At 61.1% G+C, this 21,757-nt stretch carries 28 protein-coding genes; 11 read left to right on the top strand and 17 right to left on the bottom strand.

Annotation, left to right across the window (positions count from 1 at the left end; translation table 11 throughout):
- Positions 1 to 71: 71 nt before the first annotated feature.
- From pgeF to lgt, 3 genes are all read right to left on the bottom strand, one after another.
- Positions 72 to 869 carry a peptidoglycan editing factor PgeF gene (pgeF, locus tag LQK84_RS12095; protein ID WP_230828982.1) on the bottom strand — a complete coding sequence of 266 codons (798 nt, stop codon included), beginning with the start codon at positions 867 to 869 and terminating at the stop codon, positions 72 to 74.
- Between the two features lie 96 nt (positions 870 to 965).
- Positions 966 to 2,105 carry a class I SAM-dependent methyltransferase gene (locus LQK84_RS12090; protein ID WP_230828981.1) on the bottom strand — a complete coding sequence of 380 codons (1,140 nt, stop codon included), beginning with the start codon at positions 2,103 to 2,105 and terminating at the stop codon, positions 966 to 968.
- On the bottom strand, positions 2,102 to 2,947 hold the full coding sequence (gene lgt, locus LQK84_RS12085) for a prolipoprotein diacylglyceryl transferase (RefSeq protein ID WP_230829227.1): 846 nt from the start codon (positions 2,945 to 2,947) through the stop codon (positions 2,102 to 2,104). Before lgt ends, LQK84_RS12090 begins: the two co-directional genes overlap by 4 nt.
- A gap of 221 nt (positions 2,948 to 3,168) precedes the next feature.
- On the opposite strand from lgt, the gene LQK84_RS12080 reads away from it, so the two are divergent.
- Complete coding sequence (locus LQK84_RS12080) at positions 3,169 to 3,426, top strand: accessory factor UbiK family protein (protein WP_230828980.1); 258 nt, start codon at positions 3,169 to 3,171, stop codon at positions 3,424 to 3,426.
- 71 nt (positions 3,427 to 3,497) lie between these two features.
- Here the strand turns inward: LQK84_RS12080 and LQK84_RS12075 are convergent, their stop codons facing one another.
- Both LQK84_RS12075 and LQK84_RS12070 read right to left on the bottom strand, forming a co-directional pair.
- The gene (locus tag LQK84_RS12075) at positions 3,498 to 3,821 is read right to left on the bottom strand and encodes a helix-turn-helix domain-containing protein (protein ID WP_230828979.1); all 324 of its coding nucleotides are present in this window, start codon (positions 3,819 to 3,821) and stop codon (positions 3,498 to 3,500) included.
- Entirely contained in the window at positions 3,818 to 4,153 is a 336-nt protein-coding gene (locus tag LQK84_RS12070) for a type II toxin-antitoxin system RelE/ParE family toxin (protein WP_230828978.1), read from the bottom strand. Before LQK84_RS12070 ends, LQK84_RS12075 begins: the two co-directional genes overlap by 4 nt.
- Before the next feature lie 524 nt (positions 4,154 to 4,677).
- On the opposite strand from LQK84_RS12070, the gene LQK84_RS12065 reads away from it, so the two are divergent.
- The 4 genes from LQK84_RS12065 to LQK84_RS12050 all read left to right on the top strand — a co-directional run bounded on the left by LQK84_RS12065 (position 4,678) and on the right by LQK84_RS12050 (position 6,990).
- Positions 4,678 to 5,178 carry a YbjN domain-containing protein gene (locus LQK84_RS12065; RefSeq protein WP_230828977.1) on the top strand — a complete coding sequence of 167 codons (501 nt, stop codon included), beginning with the start codon at positions 4,678 to 4,680 and terminating at the stop codon, positions 5,176 to 5,178.
- A 3-nt stretch (positions 5,179 to 5,181) separates the two neighbouring features.
- On the top strand, positions 5,182 to 5,994 hold the full coding sequence (proC, locus tag LQK84_RS12060) for a pyrroline-5-carboxylate reductase (RefSeq protein ID WP_230828976.1): 813 nt from the start codon (positions 5,182 to 5,184) through the stop codon (positions 5,992 to 5,994).
- 10 nt (positions 5,995 to 6,004) lie between these two features.
- Positions 6,005 to 6,346, top strand: a complete 342-nt coding sequence (locus tag LQK84_RS12055; RefSeq protein ID WP_230828975.1) for a tRNA-binding protein — start codon at positions 6,005 to 6,007, stop codon at positions 6,344 to 6,346.
- Between the two features lie 86 nt (positions 6,347 to 6,432).
- Positions 6,433 to 6,990, top strand: a complete 558-nt coding sequence (locus LQK84_RS12050; RefSeq protein WP_230828974.1) for a protein tyrosine phosphatase — start codon at positions 6,433 to 6,435, stop codon at positions 6,988 to 6,990.
- Between the two features lie 25 nt (positions 6,991 to 7,015).
- On the opposite strand, the gene LQK84_RS12045 is transcribed toward LQK84_RS12050, so the two are convergent.
- From LQK84_RS12045 to LQK84_RS12030, 4 genes are all read right to left on the bottom strand, one after another.
- Positions 7,016 to 8,419 (bottom strand): ATP-binding protein, encoded by a 1,404-nt coding sequence (locus LQK84_RS12045; RefSeq protein ID WP_230828973.1) that lies wholly within the window; start codon positions 8,417 to 8,419, stop codon positions 7,016 to 7,018.
- 21 nt (positions 8,420 to 8,440) lie between these two features.
- Positions 8,441 to 9,151: a response regulator gene (locus LQK84_RS12040; protein ID WP_230828972.1), complete on the bottom strand. Its 711-nt coding sequence runs from the start codon at positions 9,149 to 9,151 to the stop codon at positions 8,441 to 8,443.
- The gene (locus LQK84_RS12035; protein ID WP_230828971.1) at positions 9,148 to 9,654 is read right to left on the bottom strand and encodes a MarR family winged helix-turn-helix transcriptional regulator; all 507 of its coding nucleotides are present in this window, start codon (positions 9,652 to 9,654) and stop codon (positions 9,148 to 9,150) included. Before LQK84_RS12035 ends, LQK84_RS12040 begins: the two co-directional genes overlap by 4 nt.
- A gap of 166 nt (positions 9,655 to 9,820) precedes the next feature.
- The gene (locus LQK84_RS12030) at positions 9,821 to 10,096 is read right to left on the bottom strand and encodes a hypothetical protein (protein ID WP_230828970.1); all 276 of its coding nucleotides are present in this window, start codon (positions 10,094 to 10,096) and stop codon (positions 9,821 to 9,823) included.
- Between the two features lie 230 nt (positions 10,097 to 10,326).
- Here LQK84_RS12030 and LQK84_RS12025 point away from each other — a divergent pair, with 230 nt between their 5' ends.
- Positions 10,327 to 10,491 (top strand): hypothetical protein, encoded by a 165-nt coding sequence (locus tag LQK84_RS12025; RefSeq protein WP_230828969.1) that lies wholly within the window; start codon positions 10,327 to 10,329, stop codon positions 10,489 to 10,491.
- Between the two features lie 74 nt (positions 10,492 to 10,565).
- Positions 10,566 to 11,213 carry an MBL fold metallo-hydrolase gene (locus LQK84_RS12020; RefSeq protein ID WP_230828968.1) on the top strand — a complete coding sequence of 216 codons (648 nt, stop codon included), beginning with the start codon at positions 10,566 to 10,568 and terminating at the stop codon, positions 11,211 to 11,213.
- Positions 11,214 to 11,281: 68 nt separating this feature from the next.
- On the opposite strand, the gene LQK84_RS12015 is transcribed toward LQK84_RS12020, so the two are convergent.
- From LQK84_RS12015 to LQK84_RS11995, 5 genes are all read right to left on the bottom strand, one after another.
- Positions 11,282 to 11,707 carry a BA14K family protein gene (locus tag LQK84_RS12015; protein WP_230828967.1) on the bottom strand — a complete coding sequence of 142 codons (426 nt, stop codon included), beginning with the start codon at positions 11,705 to 11,707 and terminating at the stop codon, positions 11,282 to 11,284.
- A gap of 206 nt (positions 11,708 to 11,913) precedes the next feature.
- Positions 11,914 to 12,129 carry a cold-shock protein gene (locus LQK84_RS12010; RefSeq protein ID WP_109857120.1) on the bottom strand — a complete coding sequence of 72 codons (216 nt, stop codon included), beginning with the start codon at positions 12,127 to 12,129 and terminating at the stop codon, positions 11,914 to 11,916.
- Positions 12,130 to 12,536: 407 nt separating this feature from the next.
- On the bottom strand, positions 12,537 to 13,430 hold the full coding sequence (locus tag LQK84_RS12005; protein WP_230828966.1) for a DMT family transporter: 894 nt from the start codon (positions 13,428 to 13,430) through the stop codon (positions 12,537 to 12,539).
- A 151-nt stretch (positions 13,431 to 13,581) separates the two neighbouring features.
- Positions 13,582 to 13,809 carry a hypothetical protein gene (locus LQK84_RS12000; RefSeq protein ID WP_230828965.1) on the bottom strand — a complete coding sequence of 76 codons (228 nt, stop codon included), beginning with the start codon at positions 13,807 to 13,809 and terminating at the stop codon, positions 13,582 to 13,584.
- The gene (locus LQK84_RS11995) at positions 13,799 to 14,323 is read right to left on the bottom strand and encodes a hypothetical protein (RefSeq protein ID WP_230828964.1); all 525 of its coding nucleotides are present in this window, start codon (positions 14,321 to 14,323) and stop codon (positions 13,799 to 13,801) included. The genes LQK84_RS12000 and LQK84_RS11995 overlap by 11 nt, the downstream gene beginning before the upstream one ends.
- A 375-nt stretch (positions 14,324 to 14,698) precedes the next feature.
- Between LQK84_RS11995 and LQK84_RS11990 the strand changes: the two genes are divergently transcribed.
- Complete coding sequence (locus tag LQK84_RS11990; RefSeq protein WP_230828963.1) at positions 14,699 to 15,205, top strand: DUF4405 domain-containing protein; 507 nt, start codon at positions 14,699 to 14,701, stop codon at positions 15,203 to 15,205.
- Between the two features lie 22 nt (positions 15,206 to 15,227).
- On the opposite strand, the gene LQK84_RS11985 is transcribed toward LQK84_RS11990, so the two are convergent.
- Positions 15,228 to 16,124 (bottom strand): EAL domain-containing protein, encoded by an 897-nt coding sequence (locus LQK84_RS11985; protein ID WP_230828962.1) that lies wholly within the window; start codon positions 16,122 to 16,124, stop codon positions 15,228 to 15,230.
- Between the two features lie 265 nt (positions 16,125 to 16,389).
- Here LQK84_RS11985 and LQK84_RS11980 point away from each other — a divergent pair, with 265 nt between their 5' ends.
- Positions 16,390 to 17,592 carry a pyridoxal phosphate-dependent aminotransferase gene (locus tag LQK84_RS11980; RefSeq protein WP_230828961.1) on the top strand — a complete coding sequence of 401 codons (1,203 nt, stop codon included), beginning with the start codon at positions 16,390 to 16,392 and terminating at the stop codon, positions 17,590 to 17,592.
- A gap of 181 nt (positions 17,593 to 17,773) precedes the next feature.
- A complete protein-coding gene (locus tag LQK84_RS11975) occupies positions 17,774 to 18,496 on the top strand; it encodes an EF-hand domain-containing protein (protein WP_230828960.1) in 723 nt (240 codons plus the stop codon).
- A gap of 471 nt (positions 18,497 to 18,967) precedes the next feature.
- On the opposite strand, the gene LQK84_RS11970 is transcribed toward LQK84_RS11975, so the two are convergent.
- Together LQK84_RS11970 and trxB are read right to left on the bottom strand one after the other, a co-directional pair.
- Positions 18,968 to 19,870 (bottom strand): LysR family transcriptional regulator VtlR, encoded by a 903-nt coding sequence (locus LQK84_RS11970; protein WP_230828959.1) that lies wholly within the window; start codon positions 19,868 to 19,870, stop codon positions 18,968 to 18,970.
- A 29-nt stretch (positions 19,871 to 19,899) separates the two neighbouring features.
- Entirely contained in the window at positions 19,900 to 20,865 is a 966-nt protein-coding gene (gene trxB, locus LQK84_RS11965; protein ID WP_230828958.1) for a thioredoxin-disulfide reductase, read from the bottom strand.
- A gap of 208 nt (positions 20,866 to 21,073) precedes the next feature.
- On the opposite strand from trxB, the gene LQK84_RS11960 reads away from it, so the two are divergent.
- Complete coding sequence (locus tag LQK84_RS11960) at positions 21,074 to 21,541, top strand: Lrp/AsnC family transcriptional regulator (RefSeq protein WP_230828957.1); 468 nt, start codon at positions 21,074 to 21,076, stop codon at positions 21,539 to 21,541.
- The last annotated feature ends 216 nt before the right edge of the window (positions 21,542 to 21,757 follow it).

The raw sequence follows: 21,757 nt of genomic DNA, 5'->3' as shown, positions 1-21,757 counted from the left end.
CAGATGGGCAGTCGATCTATCCACGCCATTGCGTCAGCGAAACCGTCTGCCGCCTTCGGTTCGAAATCGCCTCAGGCCGCTCGATTGATCTGGATTGCGGAAATCTGTCGGCCGTAGTCCGGCTCCTTGCGGTGGGTCGTGCGCCGGTAGGAGAAGAAGCGCTCCTCGTCGACATAGGTGCAGTGGCCCGTGATGGCAGCGTTGACGCCTGCCGCCTTGAGGCGCGCCGCGGTCAGACCCTGCAGGTCGAACATGGCGTGATCCTCCTTGACGGACGGGCTGAAATAGCGGGCGTAGTCCGGGTTGATGTCCAGGAAGCGCGCGACGAATTCGGGGCCGACCTCGTAATTGGCGGCGCTGATCGAGGGGCCGAGAACGGCGGTGATCGTTTCGCGTCTGGCGCCCAGCGCGATCATGGCGTCGATCGTGCTTTCGAGCACGCCATAGAGCGCGCCCTTCCAGCCTGCATGGGCCGCGCCGATCACCCGGTTTTCGGCGTCGGCAAAGAGAACCGGGCCGCAATCGGCGGCAAGCACGCCGAGCACGATGCCGGGTGTCGCGGTGACAAGCGCATCGGCCTCCGGGCGCTCTCCGGCATAGTTGCCGGTGACCGTGAAGACATCGGGGGAGTGGATCTGGTGGACGGTCGCCAGCTTCTCGATGGGCTGGCCGAACCAGGAGGCGACGCGGGCGCGGTTCTCGATCACCCGCTGCGGCGTGTCGCGCGAGCCGAGACCGACATTGAGCCCTTCGTAGATGCCTTCGGAGACCCCGCCCAGACGGGTGAAATAGCCATGCCGGATAACGTCGCCCGAGGCGTCCTGGAGCACATCGCTGATGATCGGGCTGAGGCCTGCGGGGATGTCCATGATCTTGTCTCCCGTTGTCGCGCCCTCATCACGGTCTCTGCGTGTCAACGCAGATCCCGTCATCGGGGCGGATGTTGCAAACTGCGGATGGGTCTGTCAATCGTCTGTCGGGGCACCGGCCTCGGCGTCCGGCTGCGACCGGCGGGCGATGAAGGGTTCGAGTTCGACATGGCTCGAAGAAACGGCGAGAACCTTGAAGAGTTCCCCCATCTTGCCGGCACCGGCGCCTGCCAGACGATCGACTGCAATGGCAATCTCTTCTGCCGCAAGGCTCTCCTTGCCGCGCGACAGGGCTTCGGCGCGCTCATAGATGCCGAGGCCGGCGAGGAAATCGCCCTGATGCATGACGCCGTTGACGTGAAGGCCGGAGAGATGCGCGATCCTGGCCAGCGCCTCGAAATCGACATGGCTGGTGAGGTCGGCTTCGCCCGGATGGGCGAGCGGCGGATCGAACTGGTGGGCGCGGATCGCCTGCAGCGTGTCGCCATAGCCCGAGGCGACATGGCCGTAATCGACGATCAGCGCCGAGCCGCCGCCTTCCAGAAGCCGCTGACAGAGCGCCTGCATGACGGCAAGGCGGGCAGGGGCAAATTCGGCGATCGCGCCCATCGGCTGATGGCCGGGCGGGCCGGGAAGAAGGCCGGGGTCGACGCCGGCCATGCCTACCGCGAAGGTGAGATTGTCATCCGCATCGAGCCCCACCATGCGCTCGCGAAAGCCGGTCGGCGTCTTGACGAACTGGCGGATCGGGATCGCGTCGAAGAGTTCGTTGGCAACGACGAAAAGCGGGCCCTCGGGCACGCCGTCGAAACCGTCATGCCAGCTGATCTTCCACTTGTCGGCGACCAGCGTCTGGGCCTGCACCTTGCGCAGCCGCTCGCTGGTTTCAATCAGATGGATCTGCGCGGCCTCGAACATGTCGGGGCTCAGTTTCTTGATGACGCGCAGGATGTCGGCCATCATCGTGCCGCGGCCGGGGCCGATTTCGGCGAGGTGGAATTCCGATGGCGCACCATGGGCCGTCCAGGCCTGGACGAGGAAGATGCCGACCATTTCGCCGAAGAGCTGGCTGATCTCGGGTGCGGTGGTGAAGTCGCCGGCGGCGCCGAAGGGCTCGCGCGTCTTGTAATAGCCGTGTTCCGGATCGGCGAGGCAGAGCGCGAAATAGTCCGTCACGCTGATCGGCCCGTTGGCCCGGATGAAGGTCCTGATCTTTTCCGCAAGCGGCGTCGTCATGGCACGGCCGTTTCCGGATTTGGGAGGCGGGCGGCGGCGCGGCGGGCGCGCCAGATGGCCCAGAGGCCGGCAGCCACCATCGGCAGCGACAGCAGCATGCCCATGGTGAGCCAGCCGCCGAAGAGATAGCCGAGCTGCGCATCGGGCTCGCGGAAGAATTCGGCGGTGATGCGGCTTAGCCCATAGCCGCAGACGAAGACACCGGTGATGAAGCCGGGTGTTTTCAGAAGCTTCGGGCCATAGGCGAGCAGGCTGAGCACGCAGACGAGCACGATGCCTTCGAGGCCTGCCTCATAAAGCTGGCTCGGATGGCGCGCGAAGGGGCCGCCGGTCGGGAAGACGACCGCCCATGGCACGTCGGTGATCCGGCCCCAGAGCTCGCCATTGATAAAATTGGCGACGCGGACGATGCCGAGACCGATGGGGGCGACGATCGAGACGATGTCGAACAGGCTCCAGACGGCAATCCTGTTGGCGCGGGCAAAGAGAATCATGGCGATCGTCGTGCCGAGGAAGCCGCCATGGAAGGACATGCCGCCATCGTAGACGCGGAAGAAACGCAGCGGATCGGCGATGATGTTCGGCAGGTCATAGAAGAGCGCATAGCCGACACGGCCGCCGACCACGATGCCGATGGCCGCATAGAGCACGAAATCGTCGAGCTGCTGGGCGTTGATCGGCGCCTGGCCGCCCCGCCAGAGGCTGCCATTGGCGATCAGCCGGCGTGCGTAGAACCAGCCGAGCATGATCGAGACGACATAGCCGATGCCATACCAATGCACCTTCAGCGGGCCGATTTCGAAGGCAACCGGATTGAAGCCGGGAAAGGCGATCGCCGCCATGGTGATGAGTTCGCTATGCAATCTGGTGCTGCCCCACTGTTTCGCGCCGGAAAATGAAGCGTGAAAGGGGCAGGGTCAAGGCGATTTTTCTGACCGTTGGTAAACCTGCCGGCACTTCGTCAAACGTGTGTCCGGCTCCCACGCAATAGTGCTTGCATAAGACCGCGCGAGGACCTACCTCAGTCCTATATTCTTTCAGTCCGACTGCAAGGGAGACGATCATGTCCACGGGACCGAACCGCATTTTTGACGATTTCGCCAAGCTGATGACGGATGCAGCCGGCGCTGCACAGGGCCTGCGTCAGGAAGCCGAGACGGCCTTCCGCGCCCAGGCCGAGCGCTTCATGAACTCGATGGACCTTGTCAAGCGCGAGGAATTCGAGGCTGTGCGCGAGATGGCCGTGAAGGCCCGCGAAGAAAATGACGCGCTGGCCGCGAAGATCGCCGAGCTTGAGGCGAAGCTTTCGGCGAAGAAGTAAGAATGAGGAAAGGGCTGCTTCTGTGTGGAATGCCGCCCTTACCGGTCCTTCGCGATCGTCGTCGCTGTTCTTCAGGCGGCGACCGTGTCTGAGCCAGACTTGCGTGGTCCGAACGTCAATTCGACAACCACGCTCGGCTCAAGCAAATGATGCACCCGCACGAGCCAATCCAATGTGAACTTTGACAGGCTCGCATTGCGGACCCGAGAGATGTCGGCTTCCGCCACGTTTGCGCGTTTTGCCGCTTCGCGTGCGGAGAGCCCCTGTTCGTCAAGCACGCCAATGATCTTCGTGGCCAACACAGCCTTCATGTGCTTGGTTTCGGCATCGGGATCACCGAAGTCAGCAAAGATATTGCCTCGGCCGCGAACAATTTCGAAGTCCTCGTCCGTCATGACTGCATCTCCTTTATTCGTTTCAGGCGAGCCTTGATCAGTTCCACCTCCTTTTGAGGTGTCGCTATCCCTTTGTTGGACTTCTTCTGGAAGGCGTGAATCACCCAAATTTCATCTCCGAACTGAACTGCATAGATCACCCTGTAGGCATCAGACCGGTAAGGCAGCGCGATTTCCAGAACCCCGGATCCAAGGCCCTTCATGGGCTTTGCGATATCGGCCTTTCCGCCCAGCGCTGCGATGTCCAACGCCGATTGCATGTCCTCGCGGGCGGCAGCGGGGAACGTTTCGAACTCTTTGCGTGCCTGCTTGAACCATACAATCTCTTTCATGAGCCTCAGCTTCTCACAGAGGGGAACCTTACTCAAGTAAACTTGTCTAAAACGACAAGTTTCTCGATGACGGTTTGAGGTTTGCGGGTTCTGCTGATTGATCTCGAAGATAACTGAAGAACGTGCTGGCGAGGCCCACCCTGTGTATGAATCACCACCTGTTCGCAGGTGCATTCATCGCAGTTCGGTTCAACCGAATTTTTTCGGAAATTTTCTCCACCTGTGGATTCGACCGAAAAATCATTGTCGCAGAGTCAGTTATGCCTTTGCGATCAAGCGGCTCCTAAAGTGGTCGGGCGATTTCGGGTGTCAAAAGCGGTTGTCGCGGGGGTGGCGGGAGAGGGTCATCGCTATAGACTGATTTTCAACGACGATTCGAAGCGGCGCAAGTTTCGGGCAGGACGACGCGCCTAGCCTTTTTACCGCATAGGATCGTTTCATCTTTGTATCTGGCGCGTTCAGTGAGTTTGGCGAGTGTGTGCTTGTCGCCGAACCGTTTGCGGGTCCGATGGAGAACATGCCGAATGAGCCTTATAGACGTGCAGATCGCGCGCCAGTCGAACCCGGTCGATATGATCGAGTTTGTCGCCGCCAATAACGACTGGTCCTTTGAACGGTCCGGCGAGGACGAGATATCGATGTCCGTGGGCGGCCGCTGGGCCGACTACAACGTGTCCTTCTCCTGGATGGAGGAGTTCGAGGCGCTGCATCTTGCCTGCGCCTTCGACCTGAAGGTGCCGCAAAGCCGCGTCAACGAAGTGATCCGCTTGCTCTCGATCGTCAACGGTCAGGTGCTGATGGGACATTTCGACATCTGGCGGCATGAGGATGCCATCATCTTCCGCCAGTCGCTGCTGCTTGCAGGCGGCGCCGAGCCGACCGACCGTCAGGTCGAGGTCCTGCTGTCGAACGCGCTTGATAGCTGCGAAGCCTATTTCCAGGCCTTCCAGTTCGTCGTCTGGTCCGGCATGGACGCACAGGACGCGGTTGACGCCGTCCTCTTCGAAACGGCCGGGGAAGCCTGAGGCATGGCGTCTACGGGAAAGATCGTACTGCTCGGTGCGGGCAATATGGGCGGGGCAATGCTCGCCGGCTGGCTGAAAAGCGGCATTGCCGGCAGTTCAATTCTGATCCTCGATCCGAAAGTTTCGGACTCCATGGCCGGCCTTGCTGCCGAGCATGGGGTGGAGATTGCTGCTGCGCCTCCCGAGGGGCTCAAGGCTTCGATCATCTTTCTGGCGGTCAAGCCGCAGATCATGGACGTGGCGCTGCCGCCGGTCAAAAGCCTGGTTGGGCCGGACACCGTGATCGTGTCGATTGCGGCGGGCAAGACGCTTTCCTTCATCGAAGGTCATCTCGGCGCCGGCGCGTTTGTTCGCGCCATGCCGAATACGCCGGCCATGGTCGGCCGTGGCGTGACGGGAGCCTTTGCGAACCCTGCCGTGACTGAAGCGCAGAAGGCTGAGGTTCATGATCTTCTCAAGGTCAGCGGTCCGGTCGAATGGGTTTCGTCGGAGGCGGATATCGATTCCGTCACCGCGCTGTCGGGCAGCGGCCCGGCCTATGTTTTCTATCTCGTCGAGTGCATGGCTGAGGCAGGCCGAAAACTCGGTCTGCCGGCGGACCTCGCCATGCGTCTCGCGCGGGAAACAGTCTCGGGGGCTGGTGAACTCCTGCACCAGTCCCCCGAGGATGCTTCGCGGCTGCGCACCAATGTGACGTCACCGGGCGGCACGACGGCGGCGGCCCTTTCCGTCCTGATGGCCGAAGACGGCATGCAGCCGCTCTTCGATGCGGCGATCGCCGCAGCGCGCAAGCGTGCCCAGGAACTGGCGAACTGAGCGACCTGCCATGACCGAGACGATCACCTACGCAGATTTCGAGAAGGTCGATATTCGCCTCGGCACGATTGTCGAGGCGGAGCCTTTTCCGCAGGCGCGCAAGCCGGCGATCAAGCTGGTCATCGACTTCGGCCCGGACATCGGGCTCAGGAAGTCCTCGGCGCAGATCACCATCCATTATGCCCCCGAGACGCTGGTCGGGCGTCGCGTGCTGGGCGTCGTCAATTTCCCTCCGCGCCAGATCGGGCCGTTCATGTCGGAAGTGCTCACGCTTGGCTTTGCCGATGCCGAGGGCGCCATCGTGCTGGCTGGCGTCGAGCTTCCGGTTCCCAACGGCGCGAAGCTCTGCTGATCACATTTCGCCGGCTTGGCTTCCGCAAGCCGTTTTTTGCCCCAATCGGGGCGTAGGCCTGATTCCGGGTTTTGAGGGAAACAGCCATGGTACTGGACCAGAATTTCCGCGTGAGCTGCCTGCCGCGCGCCCGTGAGGTGGCGGACGAATGGCGCGCCACGCATGTCGTGTCGCTGATCGATCCGGAACTGCCGGACCATCTCGTACCGGTCATCGGGCGCGGCGAACATATCGTGGCGCGGCTGCGCGACCAGGAGACGGCGGCCTTTACAGCGCATTTTCCCGATCTGGTGGTCAGCCTGTTCGAAACGGTGCGGCCTGCCGTCGAACTGCCCGATAGTCGCATTCTCGTCCATTGCCATGCCGGCGTCAGCCGCTCGACGGCCTTTGCCTATTGCCTGATGGCCCACCGGGCAGGCGCGGGGCGGGAGGCGCACGCCTTCGATGCTTTTCTGAAGATCGTCAACAAGCCGTGGCCAAACCGGCGGATCGTCGAGATCATCGACGCGCATCTCGGCCGTGGCGGGGCGCTTCTGAAGCCACTCGACGCGCTGCGGGAGCGTCATCCGAAGCGTATCGATGCCTGGCACCGCTTCAACCTGCGCCGGCCCTATCCGGAACTGATGGGCGGCTACGGCCGCTGATTGTCCGATCGACCGCGAAGACCGCTTATGCCGGAATGCGGATGATGGCTCTCAGCCCACCCATGGGGCTGTCGTCCAGCGTGACGTTGCCGCCGTGGGAGCGGGCGACGTCTCTTGCGATCGAGAGGCCGAGGCCGGTTCCCGACGCGTTCAGATTGCGCGCCTCGTCGAGACGGAAGAAGGGCTTGAACACCTCGTCGCGCATGGCGACCGGAATGCCGGGGCCGTCGTCGTCCACGGTCACGGTCAGCCATTTCGTGCCGTGATCGGCTTTGACGCGAACGTTGTCCGCATGCCGCCAGGCGTTGGAGATGAGGTTTGAGATCAGCCGGTTGAAGGCGTTGGGCCGCACCCGGATTTCGTCTCGGCCCTCGATCGTCGCGGCAAAGCCCTTGTTTTCCAGCTCCGCATGCATTTCGAGGCGGCGCATGACTTCGCTCAGATAGACTGTCCCGACATCCTCTTCCGCTTCCGAACGGACGAAGGCGAGATAGCCTTCGAGCATGGACTGCATGTCGTTGACGTCCTGATGCAGCGGCTCCAGCTCCTTGTCGTCGCCGAGAAGCGCCAGTTGCAGCTTGAAGCGCGTGAGGATGGTGCGCAGGTCGTGGCTGACGCCGGAGAGCATGGCGGTGCGCTGCTCGACATGGCGCTCGATGCGCTCGCGCATGAGGATGAAGGCGAGGCTGGCCTTGCGGATTTCATCCGCGCCGCGCGGGGCGAAATTGTCCGGCATTTTCTGGCCCTTGCCGAAGCTCTCGGCGGCTTTCGCCAGCGCCGTGATCGGGCGGATCTGGCCACGGATGAAGAGCACGGAAATGCCGATGAGGATGAGCGACGTCACCACCATCCAGATGATGAAGATATGCGTGTTGGAGGCATAGGCGGCGGCGCGCGGTGCGAAGATGCGCAGCACGTCCTTGTCGACGAGAATGCGGATTTCAATGATGCGCGAATTGCCGACTGTGTCGATCCAGAAGGGCTTGGCAATGCGGCGGGCGATCTCCTGGCTCAGGAAGTCGTCGAGCAGGGAGAAGAAGGGTTTCGGACGCGGCGGCGGCAGCGTGCCGTTTCTCTCCACCGAAATGTCGAGCTCCAGGCGCTGATAGGCGATGCGCTTCAATTGCGCGAAATCGTCATTCTGCGGATAGGTCTCCATCATGTCGATGATGGCGGAAATGTCGCGCGTGACGGCGCTCGAAAGCCGCTCCGTCACCATGTGCCAGTGACGCTCCATGAAGAGATAGGTCACCACCCCCTGCAGGATGAACATCGGCAGGATGATGATCAGCAGCGAGCGGGCGAAGAGGCCTGTCGGCAATTGCCGGCGCAGCCAGCGGATCGAGCGCTTCCAGCCGGACGAGGGGAGGCGATCCCGCTCGGGGCGGATCGCATCGAAACTGCTCGGCTTTGCGTCCGTGTCTGCCATGGTAGGGTCCTGAGCCCTGGTTCACTCGGTATTGAGGCGATAGCCGATGCCGCGCACCGTCTGCAGCCAGACCGGGTTGGAGGGATCGTCTTCGATCTTGCGGCGCAGGCGGTTGATCTGCACGTCGATGGTGCGCTCACCCGTGTCGGCGTCACTGCCGGCCAGTTCGTGGCGGGGAACCGTATCGCCCGGCCGCATGGCGAAAATACGCATGATCTCCTGCTCGCGATCCGTCAGATGCACGAATTCGCCGGCGCGGCGAAGCTCCGCCTTCGTGATTGAGAAGGTGAAGGGGCCGAACATCATCTGTTCGATGGCCGGCGGCCGCTCGGCGGCGCTGCGGCGCAGGATGTTGTTGATGCGCAGCACCAGTTCGCGCGGATCGAAGGGCTTGCCGAGATAGTCATCCGCGCCGGCCTCAAGGCCCTCGATGCGGGATTCGGGTTCGCTGAGTGCGGTGAGCACGATGATCGGGAACTTGCGGTCCTTGCGCAGCGATTTCGTCAGCGCGATGCCGTTTTCGCCGGGCATCATGACGTCGGCGATCAGCAGGTCGAAGTCGAGCCCTTCGAGCTTGCGGCGCGCCTCCTGGCTGTCGGCGGCGGCGGTGACGCGGAAGCCCTTTTCCTGCAGGAAGCGCTGCAGCAGGTCGCGGATGCGCTTGTCGTCATCGACGATCAGCAGGTGAGGGGCGTCGTCGGCAATCGGTTCGATCTTCGCGCTGGTGATCATTCCTTGCTTCCTCCGCACTCGTCAGACATGCGGGTCAGGAAGCGCACGACCTCCGCGCGCTCTTCCGCATTTGCCGTTGCCAGTGCATGCGCAATGCGGCGATGCTGTGGAGCGGCCAGTTCCAGCGCCAGTTCCCGGCCGGCGCGCGTCGGGTAGAGGCAGCGCTGGCGGCGATCCTCCGGTCCGGCGATCTGGCAGATATAGCCCTTGTCGATCAGCTGCTTGAGAACGCGGGCCAGCGACTGCTTGGTGATCTTCAGCGTATCGAGCAGCGCCGCCACGGTCATGCCGGGCTCGCGGTTGACGAAATGCACGACGCGGTGATGGGCGCGGCCCATGTCGCCCTTTTCCAGAATGGCATCCGGATCTGCGGTAAAGGCGCGATAGGCGAAGAAGAACAGTTCGATGATCTCGAAGTCAACGCCATTGTCGGCAGTCATCGGCTCCATGACGGGTTCCGGCCGGCTTGTCTTGCCGCTCCGCGAGCGTTGAACCTGTGGCATGCGCAGTCCTCGTGTCATCCTGTGTTCAGGCCGCCGCCTGCGGCCCCTGTGTCGCGATAGACCGTAAATGTCCATCCGAGCAACAGCAAGACATGAGTTCTGTTTGCCCCCGACAGCAAGCGTGGCTTGCGGAAGCATGTCAAGCCATCCGGCTTGGCCTTTCGGCTCAATGGCGGTGACGCAGCATCCCCGTCGTCAGGGCTCCAACGATGGGTGTCAGGATGGCTCCGCCAAATCCGCCGGTATAGATGTCGACGAGCGCACCGGACACGGCGCTTTCACCAGCGGTCAGGTGGAAGACGAGCCCGCCGAGAAGTCCACCGGCTGCGCCGACGGCGGTTCTGCTCCAGGTGCTGAGCGCCGGTTGCTTCATCGCCGCGCAGACCGCATTGCCTGCAATGATGCCGGCAATAATCTCGATTGCAATGCTTGCATAGTCCATGAAATGCCTCCCGTCAGTCCATGATCTTCACAAAAGCTTCATGCGAATTCCCCCTGATGTCAACGACTTAATGACGCAGATTGATCCAGATCAAGGTAGCGGCCAATCAAATGTGCCGAGTGCTTGACAAAAGGCAAGACTGGCCTGTTTCGCAAGGAACAGTTCGTTCGGGACTGGCGTTGTAAAACCGAATCCTATAGCAGCATCCGAACGAGTGAGGGGCACATTCCATGTCTTCGACGCAGATTTCGAGCGATGAGTCGCCGCGCACGATGCGGCCTGTCGCCATTCTTTTCTTCACGGCTGTGTTGAGCGTTGCAGCGCTTCTGGCCGCGACCGCGTCCTTTGCGGTTTCGCCGCTGGCGCCCCGGCAGGCGGACGTTTCTGGACAGTGAATTCACACCTGCCGCGGTTTTAATCGTCGCGAACTTGCTCTATCTCCTTGCGGACGTGACAACGGAGTAGCGACATGGCGAAGCTTCAGGCGGGGATCATCCCGGTAACGGCCTTCCAGCAGAACTGCACGGTGCTGTTCGACAGCGAGACCAAGGAAGGCGTGGTCGTCGATCCGGGCGGTGATGTCGGGACGATCCTCGAGGTGCTGAAGTCGAACGCCATCGACGTCAAGGCGATCTGGCTGACGCACGGCCACCTCGACCATGCCGGCGGCGCCATGGAGCTCAAGGAAGCGCTCGGCGTCGATATCATCGGTCCGCACAAGAACGACGAGAGCTTTCTGAAAGGGCTTGAGGCGCAGGCCAAGATGTATGGCCTCGACACGCCGATGCGCAACTGCACACCCGATCGCTATCTCGAAGACGGCGACACGGTCGGCTTCGGCAGCCATGTGTTCGAGGTCTATCACACGCCGGGCCATGCGCCGGGCCATGTCATCTTCTTCCATCGCGAGGAGGGGATTGCCCATCTCGGCGACGTTCTCTTCCACGGCTCGATCGGCCGCACGGATCTGCCGGGTGGCGATCACGCGACGCTGCTGAACTCGATCAAGACGAAGGTGTTTCCCCTCGGCGACCATGTCGGCTTCATCTGCGGCCATGGTCCGGGAAGCCGGATCGGCGACGAGCGGCGGAACAATCCGTTCCTCGTCGGGCTCTGATCTCAGCCATCGACACAAAAATGCCGGGCGACGAACCCGGCATTTTCAATTTTTGGCAGTGGCGACAATCAGCCGGCGCAGAAATGCTGGCGTCCGTCATAGCCGATGAAAGTGCCGCTTTGCGGATCGAACGAGCGATAGCGGTTCGAGCAGTAACGATACCAGCTGCGCGACCACGGTTCGTAGGTCGGACGATAGACGGGCGCCGGCTGATCATAGACATAGGCCGGGCGGTAATAGACGCGGCGCGGCGGCGGCGGTGGCGGCGCGTAATAGCCGTCGTCGTAGTAATAGCGGCGCGGCGGAGGGGGGCTGGCAAGTGCGGCACCGGCAATCACGCCGACGGCGAGACCGGCCACGCCTGCAGCAAATGCATCGCCGCCGCCATGACGATGGTGGCGGTGCCATTCCTGGGCAGATGCGCTGCCGGTGAATGCAAAAGCTGCGACCGTTGCGGCGCAGGAAATCGCGACAAATTTCGAAACCTTGTTCATGGCCTTTCCTTTCGTCCACGCGCGATCAGATCGCGTTGTTGTGACGGAAATTAGGTCGTCCAAGCTGAACGCAGTCTGAACAAAGGTTAAAATTCTCCGAAGGCACGAAAGTTCCCGCGCCAAATATAAAACCGCGATCTGGAGCGCAAATACACGCCCGCAAATCGCGGTTTGAAGTCTGGTCTAACCGTGAAGGTTGTTCAGGCTCAGCCGGTAACCGTGAGGTTCACAGCCTTCGGGCCCTTGCCGCGACGATCCGGCTCGGTGTCGAAGGAAACCTTCTGGTTTTCGGTCAGGCCGTTGAGGCCGGATGCCTGGACGGCGGAGATGTGGACGAAGATGTCCGCGCCGCCCTTGTCGGGCTTGATGAAGCCGAAGCCCTTGTCGGTATTGAAGAATTTTACAGTGCCAGTCTCGGCCATGTGTCTCAGGTCCTTTTCTCACGCCCGTGCCGCTACGGGCTCATGCTGCGCCTCGAAACGAGGCTATCGGCAGGCAGTCGAGGTCATGCGGAGGAAAGGTCCTGTTTTGTTACCGCGGTGCATATGGATACCGGACCTGCCTTGCCCGATCCCCAAATTGACCGCCCGGAACTTGTCGCGTCTCCGGAGCGCAGAAATTATGAGGTCTTCCCGTGTGTCCACAATTTTCTGTGAACGGGCGCAGATTGATGTAGTTCTGAAAAATTGGCAAGCGAAACTTTTGCGCGTTTTTGAAAACTTATTGTGGCAACTTTAGAGAAATTCAAAAGTTTAATTGCCTTGCAACTGTGCACTTTTAGCAAGTGCTTGAAAATCAAGCAGGAACGATATCGTACAAATCTCCCGGCTTATGCTGCCGATCGTGCCCGGCGGGAGAGTATTTCCGGAACGATTTCAACAAGCAGCATTGCAAGGAATATGACTGCGCAGCCGACATAGCCGAGAGGGCTTATGGTTTCGCCCAGAATGATCGCCCCGAAGGTTGCTGCAAACAATGCTTCGGACGACAGGAATATCGCGGCCTGCGGCGCTGTCGTGTAACGCTGTCCGATGACCTGGAGGCTGAAGGCAAGACCGGAGGAGAAGACGCCCGCATAGGCGATTTCGAAGCCTGCGGCTCTGATCGCTTCCCACGAAATCGGCTCCAGCAGGATCGCCGCAGCGGTGGCGCAAATCCCGGTCACGCCGAACTGCCAGGCCGACAGCATGAGCGGCCTGCCGCTCTGCGTCGCGAAGATGCCGATGAGGAAGACCTGCACGGACCAGAAGAAGGCGCAGACGATGGTCATCATGTCGCCGTAGGAGAGGCTGGAGATCGCCCCGCCGCTCAGCAGGAAGATGCCGATGAGGGCGAGCGTGGCGGCGGGCCAGATGATCCAGTGCGGCGAACGGCGCAGGATGACGACCGTGAGGATCGGCACCATGATCACATAGAGACCGGTCAGGAAGCCGGAATTGGTGACGGTGGTCGTCAGCAGGCCGATCTGCTGGGTGACGGCACCGGCGAAGAGCGCAAGGCCGATGGCCGTGAAGGCGGCGTAGCTGCGGGTCGTGACCGGCGTTGCCGCGCGCTTGGCTTCCCGCCAGGCAAAGGGGGCAACTGCGACCGTCGCGACCAGAAACCGCAGCCCGATGAACCAGAACGGGCCCAGCGACTTCATGGCGCTCGACTGGACCACAAAGCCTCCACCCCAGATGGCTCCGGCGAGAAGAAGGCAAAGATTGGCTTGCAGGCGAGACATGGGAGGCCTTGTGCGGGGGAGTGGGCGGCGGTGCGCGCAACGATGGCCGGTCTTCTAGCAGTCGCTTACCAAGGGCTCAAGGGGAGCGGGACGAAATGCAGCCCTCTGTGGAATGGGCCGCGTGACGTTCGAAGGTGCGCGCGCCTTGCCCTTAGCTCCGTGTCTCGTCTTCAGGGCAGGATGTCGGCTGGCACGGCGAATTGGCCACGCGGTGTTCCGCCGTGCTGTTTTGCAGAACATTCGAGAATTCGGCTCGGGCGAGGATGTAAAGTCCGTTGCCGAGCAGGGCGAGGCCGGAGAGGGCCACCAGCAGCATCAGAGCGATGGCCAGGCGGATGGCCAGTGGCTGCGGTTGCCGGTCTTCCTGTTCAGAGGGCATCGATGGCGTCCTCGTCCTCCCGCTTGCCGCCGCGAGGGCCGCCGAATGTCAGCATGACGAAGCTGGCACCCATGAGCGCGAAGGAGATGAGGAGTACGCCGGACTGGATGTCGCGATCGGCCAGCGTGAGGGCCACCGGATGAGCGACCTCGGCCTCATCCGGTGCTGCGGTCGAGAAGGAACGGGCGGCGACGTGGGTGCCCGCAGAGGCGATCTCGCTTGCATGGCCGGCGTCCTTGACGGAGGGGGCCGCCTTCTGAACTTCGAAGGCAACGATCATCGCATGGCCTGCAGCGACGCTCGCCTGCGTGCCAAAGAGGTCCGGACGCGCCTGTTCGGTGATGGCCGGTGCGGCATGGTGGATCGAGGCGGGGCTGGAACCGGTCGCCGAGGCGGAGTTCATGATGCCGGCGAACATGAAGACGAGCGCGGCCACGAACACGATCGCGAGCCAACCCATGATGTTGTCGTTGCGCTTCAGTCTTGTGTATTCCAGTTCGTCTTCCAGAAACATGATCTTCCCCAATCTTCCTGCCGGCCGTTGGACTGGCCAGCAATGTCTCTATCGATCCGGTCGTCCGGAGGCTGTTTCCTCGGGCACAGGCGGCACGACCGTCGATGTCCTATTTTAAAACGGCTCATCGTGGCCTCAGACGGGTCAAATTGTGACGTGAGGCGAGAAATATCGTGACCAATTCAAGGCACGCGCGAAACTTGTGTGACAGCGTCGTGCCATGGCTGTCGCCGAGAGCGGGCAATGTTAAGTTTTGTGGCGCAATCGTGAAGCCATGTTGCGCCGATGAAAATTATTTCAATGTTGTTTTACAATGGTTTGATTCAGGTTTAGGCCGGTTGATATCAATGGTGCGAAGCACAAAGGAGACCGGACATGAAAGACGTTTTACTGCGTTATGCGACCCCATCGATGACATCACTTTTCGTGATCTCGCTGATATCCGGCGTGATCATTTTCTTCCATCTTGGACCGGCTTGGTTGCATGGTGTGCACGAATGGCTCAGCCTGCTTCTGATTGTACCGTTCGTCCTGCACATGTGGCGAAACTGGCGTCCGTTCTTAAACTATTTTAAACGCGCGGCGATGCCGCTCAGCCTTGCTGCGGGTATCGCCGCGGTTGCCGCCTTCGGCCTTGCGCCCGCGGGTGCGGAAGGGGAGCGGAGCGGGCCGCCGCAATTCGCGCTCGCCGCCACGATGCTGGCCTCGACGCCGGCCGCTGTCGCGCCCGTGCTGGGTGTCACGCCGGATGTGCTGGTCGAGAAGCTGAAGGCGGCGGGCTTTGCCAATGCGGACGCAGCGACGCCTATGAAGGCGATGGCGGAGGCTGCCGGAAAGACATCGGCGGATGTCTACAATGTCATGGTAACGGCCGGAAAGTGACGGTCAGGACCGGGAGAGGGGCTTATGCCCCTCTTTTGCCGAAGGACGATGCCCGGCGCGCGGTGCCGAAAGACGGCATCGAGGCGCGCGGAGCCTGTGTCTGCGAGCGGACATGCTCGAAGGGCTCCGGATAGGTACGGTTGAAGCTCGTCGGTGCGATTTCGGGGCGGGCGAGCACGTAGCCCTGCATGAGCGGCACGCCGAGTTCCTGGCAGAGCTCGACCTGCGACAGTTCTTCGAGACCTTCGAAGATCGGCTGGATGCCGCGTTCCATGAACTGCTCGACCATGACCTTCAGAAGCGCGAAGCCTGTCGGGTCCTGCATGAATTCCAGAACCCAGGTGGTTTCGAACTTCACGAATTCGGGCTTGAGGATCGCCACGCGCTCGGCGTCGCTGTCCTGCGCGCCATATTCGTCGACGGCGGTCTTGAAGCCGAGTTCACGCAGGCTGTTGGCGAAATGGGTGATCGCCTTCAGGTCCTCGTTCTTCTTGCGGGTGATTTCGCAGACGATCTGCTCCGGCTTCATCCCCGCTTCGTGCGTGGCGAGCGCGATGCGGTCCACTTCGTGGCGGATCGCCTGCAGCGTCAGGAACATGCCGGGATGGAAGTTGACGAAGAGCTTGACGGAGCGGCGGCTCAGCAGGCCGGTATTGAGAATGTGCAGCGTGCGCAGCAGGCTGTCGACTTCCGGAAGATCAGCCGGGTTCACCTGCGGGAAGAATTGCGACGGGGCGACCGGCTCGTTGCCGCGCTTGGCGCGGACGAGACCTTCGAAGGCTGCCAGCAGCAGATCGCCATTGGCGTCCTCGCCGAAGATCGGCTGAAGCGCTGTCTGGAGCACGAAGCCGCCGTAGGTGGCGACATAAGTGCCGTCCTCCAGGCGTTGCAAGCGTGAAAAGATGCTGGATGCAGTCATCAAGTCAATCCGGTGGCAAATTGATACAATCAACCCTCGGAATAACATGAATTCCTTAATTGCCGATTAAGCGGCTCCATCGTATCTCCACGCGTTGTCCATGATTTCCATGGGATCTCCAAAATTGAAGCATGCATTGCCCGAATTGACTTGAAATGCGGGGTTTGTTTCGACATAACCCAACGCGGCTCAAGGCCGGGCCTTTTGCAGGCTTTTGCGGGGTTTCGGTCGGCCTTTTTCGTCAGTTCTCAAAGGTTCGAAGATCATGGCTTTCATTGCCGACGCGCTTTCCCGAGTGAAGCCCTCCGCCACCATCGCAATGGCCCAGAAGGCCCGCGAACTTAAGGCCAAGGGCGTCGATGTCATCAGCCTCAGCGCAGGCGAGCCCGATTTCGATACGCCGGACAATATCAAGAAAGCCGCCATCGATGCGATCAACCGCGGCGAAACGAAGTACACGGCCGTTGCCGGTATCCAGGAACTTCGCGAGGCGATCGCCAAGAAGTACAAGCGCGAAAACGGCCTCGACTACACGGCAGCGCAGGTCATCGTCGGCACGGGCGGAAAGCAGATTCTTTTCAACGCCCTGATGGCGACGCTGAACCCGGGCGATGAAGTCATCATCCCGGCGCCTTACTGGGTGTCCTACCCGGAAATGGTCGCGATCTGCGGCGGCACGTCGGTGTTCGTCAACGCCACGATCGAAAACGGCTTCAAGCTGCAGCCGGAAGATCTGGAAAAGGCGATCACGCCGAAGACCAAGTGGTTCATCTTCAACTCGCCGTCCAACCCCTCGGGTGCTGCCTATACGCATGACGAGCTGAAGAAGCTGACGGACGTTCTGATCCGCCATCCGCATGTCTGGGTCCTGACCGACGACATGTATGAGCACCTGACCTTCGACGGTTTCAAGTTTGCGACGCCTGCCCAGGTCGAGCCCGGCCTCTATGACCGCACGCTCACCATGAACGGCGTCTCCAAGGCCTATGCGATGACCGGCTGGCGCATCGGCTATGCGGCTGGCCCCATCGAGCTCATCAAGGCCATGGACATGATCCAGGGCCAGCAGACGTCCGGCACCAACACGATTGCCCAGTGGGCAGCCGTCGAGGCGCTGAACGGTCCGCAGGACTTCATCGAGAAGAACAAGGCAATCTTCCAGTCGCGCCGCGATCTGGTCGTCTCCATGCTCAACCAGGCCAAGGGCATTTCCTGCCCGGTTCCGGAAGGCGCGTTCTACGTCTATCCGTCCTGCGCCGGCCTCATCGGCAAGATCGCGCCTTCGGGCCGCGTGATCAACACCGATCAGGACTTCGTCATGGAACTGCTCGAATCGGAAGGTGTTGCAGTGGTTCATGGCACGGCCTTCGGCATGGGCCCGAACTTCCGCATCTCGTATGCGACCTCGGAAGCCATGCTGGAAGAAGCATGCAGCCGCATCCAGCGCTTCTGCGGCGCTTGCAAGTAAGATCGAGCGGACATTTCTGACTATTTGGAACCGTCGGGCGCAAGTCCGGCGGTTTTTTCGTGCGTTCTCTCATGAAAACGCAATCCTGGCTCAAGCTTTCGGGAGCCTAGTGAGGCCGCTTCTCACGCTTGGGGACAGCGGCGAGTGGTGACTTCAATCGCAATCTCATGAGGAGATGAGCATGACTTCTATTATGTCATCACCAGGCGGCTCAACCGTCTACCCCAATGCATTGTCCCAATTGCTCGGAGCGAACCAGGATACGGACACGGATCCAACCGGCACAACACCGGCGACGCAAGCGAAGACCGTTCCATCGCTGGCCAGCGTGCTCAGCACCGACGACACGACAGGCGTTGGCGCGCAGGCAAACTCCACCATCACCTCGCTGATGATGGAGATCCAGGCGCTCAAGAGCGGTGCGTCCTCGACGACGGGATATTCGTCGGCCACCGATGGCACGCAGCAGACCGACCCGCTGCAGGGCGGGGCGGTCCACGGCCATCATCGCCATCACGGCGCAGGTGACGCGGACAAGGCCTCGAAGGCCTTCGCCAAGATCGATACCGACAAGAGCGGCTCCGTCTCGCTTGCCGAATTCCTCGCCGGACGTCCGAAGGACATGTCGGAAGACGATGCGACCAAGATCTTCAAGTCGATCGACACGCAAGGCACGGGTTCGATCAGCGAGGATCAGTTTGCCGCCAACCTGAAGGCTGAGCACGGCAAGGCCGGTGCCGCGCATCATGCGGCGGGGGCGGAGGGCGCGGATGCCAAGCCTGACATGAAAGCGCTCGCTCAGGATCTCGTGACACAGCTCAAGGAGGTCATCCAGACCTTCAACAACGGCTATGTCGATGGCGCCGACGTCAACGCGCCTGCCGACACGGTCGCCGTCGGCTGAACCTGTCAGTGCTTCAGCGGAGCGCGGTGGTGACGCCGCGCTCGCCTTTGCCGCGGCGAGCCTCAAGCTGAATTTCAAGCAAAAAAAATGGGCCACAAGATTTCTCTCGGGCCCGTATAGTTGTGAAGGTAAAAACCTCCAGAGGGGAACAGTTGTTGCAACGGCACTGGGAGGAAAACCGCTAAGCTCAACAACTGAGCGTGATATGGTGCCAAATTAGGCAGTAAACAAGGACGATGCCTGCATGTCAGCCATGCTTGCCGCGCATGGCTCTGGGCGTTCCGTTCGTAAGTCATTGTAATTAAATATCTTTTTAATTTACCTATTGGTCAAAAAATGCGTGTTTTATCACGCAAGTTTTTTGACGGGCGTCTTGAATTCACTGAAGCTGATAGGTTTATGCCTCAAATATAGGCGTTAACCGTACCTGCCTTCAATATGGGCGGGGTGATTCCGAGACTTTGAAATGCGTCAGAAGTTCCAGTTGCGAGCCTTGGCGACGATGAAGTCGCGGAAGACCTTCAGCTTGGCGGCGTTCTTCATCTCGTCCGGATAGCAGAAATAGGTGTCGAAGGACGGCACGTCGGCATTGGTGACGAGCTGGACGAGGCCCGGATCGCGGCCGACGATATAGTCGGGCAGCATGGCGATGCCGATCCCCTTCAGCGCCGCCTGCTTGATGGCGCTGAGCGAATTGATCTGCAGATGCGGCGTGCGCGGATTGTCCGAGGAGCGACCGGCGATTTCCAGCCAGTTGACGTCGAGGAGATAGCCGGGCGCCGGCTCGCCGAAGGTGATGATGCGATGCTTGTCGAGGTCTTCCAGCGACTGCGGCTCGCCGTGACGGCTCAGATAGGCGGGAGCCGCATAGACATGCATGTGCACGGTGAAGAGCTTGCGCTGGATGAGGTCAGACTGCTGCGGCTGGCGCAGGCGAATGGCGCAGTCGGCATGGCGCATGTTCACGTCCAGCTCCTCGTTGTCGAGGATGAGCTGGACCTGCATGTCGGGGTAGAGGTTGAGGAATTCCTGGATCTTGTCGGTCAGCCAGCCCTGGCCGAGGCCGACCGTGGTCGTGACCTTCAGCTTGCCGCTCGGCTTCTCGGTGGTTTCGGTGAGCTGGATCTTCACCGTTTCCAGCTTCATCAGCACATCATGGGCGGTGCGATAGAGCAGCTCCCCCTGTTCCGTCAGGATCAGGCCGCGCGCATGGCGGTGAAACAGCTTGCAGCCGACATCGCTTTCCAGCGCGCTGACCTGCCGGCTGATGGCAGATTGCGACAGATGCAGGCTCTCGGCGGCATGCGTGAACGACCCTGCCTCCGCAGCGGCATGGAAGATTCTCAGCTTGTCCCAGTCCAGCGGTCCGCCCATGCCGTTCCCCTTAGGTCATGAACTTCTAGTTACTCGGCGGCGACAGCAGGCGCTGCAAGATGACCGGCCAGATAGCGCTCGGCTTCGAGCGCTGCCATGCAGCCCATGCCGGCAGCCGTGATGGCCTGTCGGAATGTGTCGTCCGTAACGTCACCTGCTGCGAAAACCCCCTCGACATTTGTGGCAGTCGAATCGGGCGCTGTCCACAGATAACCGTTCGGCTTCTGGCGCAGCTGGCCTTCGAAGAGTTCGACCGCTGGGGCATGGCCGATGGCGACGAAGACGCCGTTGGTGGCATGTTCGGTCACTTCGCCGGTCTTGGTGTTGCGCAGCTTCACTCCGGTGACCGAGACGGGGGAGGCGTCGCCGATGATTTCGGCAATCTCGGCATTCCAGATGATCTTGACGTTCTCCTTCGCGAACAGACGTTCCTGCAGGATCTTTTCCGAGCGGAACAAGTCACGGCGGTGAACGACGGTGACGGACTTCGCGATATTGGAAAGATAGAGCGCTTCCTCGACGGCGGAGTTGCCGCCGCCGACCACGATCACGTCCTTGTTGCGATAGAAGAAGCCGTCGCAGGTGGCGCAGGCGGAAACGCCGAAGCCCTGGAAGGTCTTCTCCGAGTCGATGCCGAGCCACTTGGCCTTGGCGCCGGTGCAGATGACAAGCGTATCTGCCGTCCAGGTCGCGCCGCTGTCGGTGACAACGGTGAACGGACGGCGCGAGAGGTCGACCTTGGTCACGATGTCGTTGACGATTTCCGCGCCGACATGGGTTGCCTGGTTCAGCATCTGCTCCATCAGGAACGGACCCTGGATCGGATCGGCGTAGCCCGGATAGTTTTCGACATCGGTGGTGATCATCAGCTGGCCGCCCTGGTCGAGGCCGGCGATCAGCACAGGTTGCAGCATGGCGCGCGCGGCATAGATGGCGGCGGTGTAGCCGGCCGGGCCGGAGCCGATGATGAGAACCTTGACGTGACGGTTGGACATGGACTGATCCTTTCGCGCGGGCAGACAGGCGCAAACGGGATGCGCGCCGCGACCATGAAACTTGACCGTTATTTATGAGGCGGGAGGGGGTAGTTTCAAGGGACAGTACTGCTTACCAACAGAAAGCCGCGCCCGCTTGTGCGTAAACTCGCGTCCTGTCATAGCTAAAGCACACATTTCAGCCGATTCCCAAGCTTTTGGACCCTTCATGTTCCGTGCCGAACTCGACGCGATCGACATCAGAATCCTTCGGGAGCTGCAGGCGGACGGGCGCATCACCAATGTCGAGCTGGCAAGCCGCGCCGGCATCTCCGCCCCGCCCTGTCTCCGCCGCGTTCGCCGGCTCGAGGATACGGGCATCATCGAGGGCTATCGCGCCATCCTCAACGGGCCGAAGCTCGGCATGGACCTGACGGCATTCTGCATGGTCGGCCTGAAGCATCAGTCGGAAGCAAACCTCAAGAGTTTTTCCGCCGCGACTGGCAAATGGCCGCTGGTGCGGCAGGCCTGGATGGTGTCGGGGGAAAGCGACTTTCTCCTCCACTGCGTCGCCGAGAACCTCACCGCGTTCCAGGATTTCGTCATCGAGCAACTGGCGGCGGACGAGAATGTCGACACCGTGCGCACCATGCTGACGATCCGGCAGGTGAAGAAGGTCGGGTTGATCGAGATTTGATAGGCAGGGTGAGGCGGTCACTCTCCCTCCCCCTTGTGGGGAGGGTTGGGGAGGGGTCTTTATTTCCGCTCGCTGCTGCGTTCGCGGCAAAGACCCCCTCTGGCTGCCGCCATCTCCCCCACAAGGGGACCGTTGCAAAATTCCACTGATATGATTCACTGGTTCTGCAGCGGCTGGAGGCGGTGGGATGTCAGTTCGTCGGGAAGGTCAGTTCAG

The sequence above is a fragment of the Rhizobium sp. C4 genome, from assembly GCF_021026315.1.
GTDB lineage: Bacteria > Pseudomonadota > Alphaproteobacteria > Rhizobiales > Rhizobiaceae > Ensifer_A.
The sequence above is the reverse complement of the archived record's forward strand: the minus strand, read 5'-3'. Positions and strand labels throughout refer to the sequence as shown.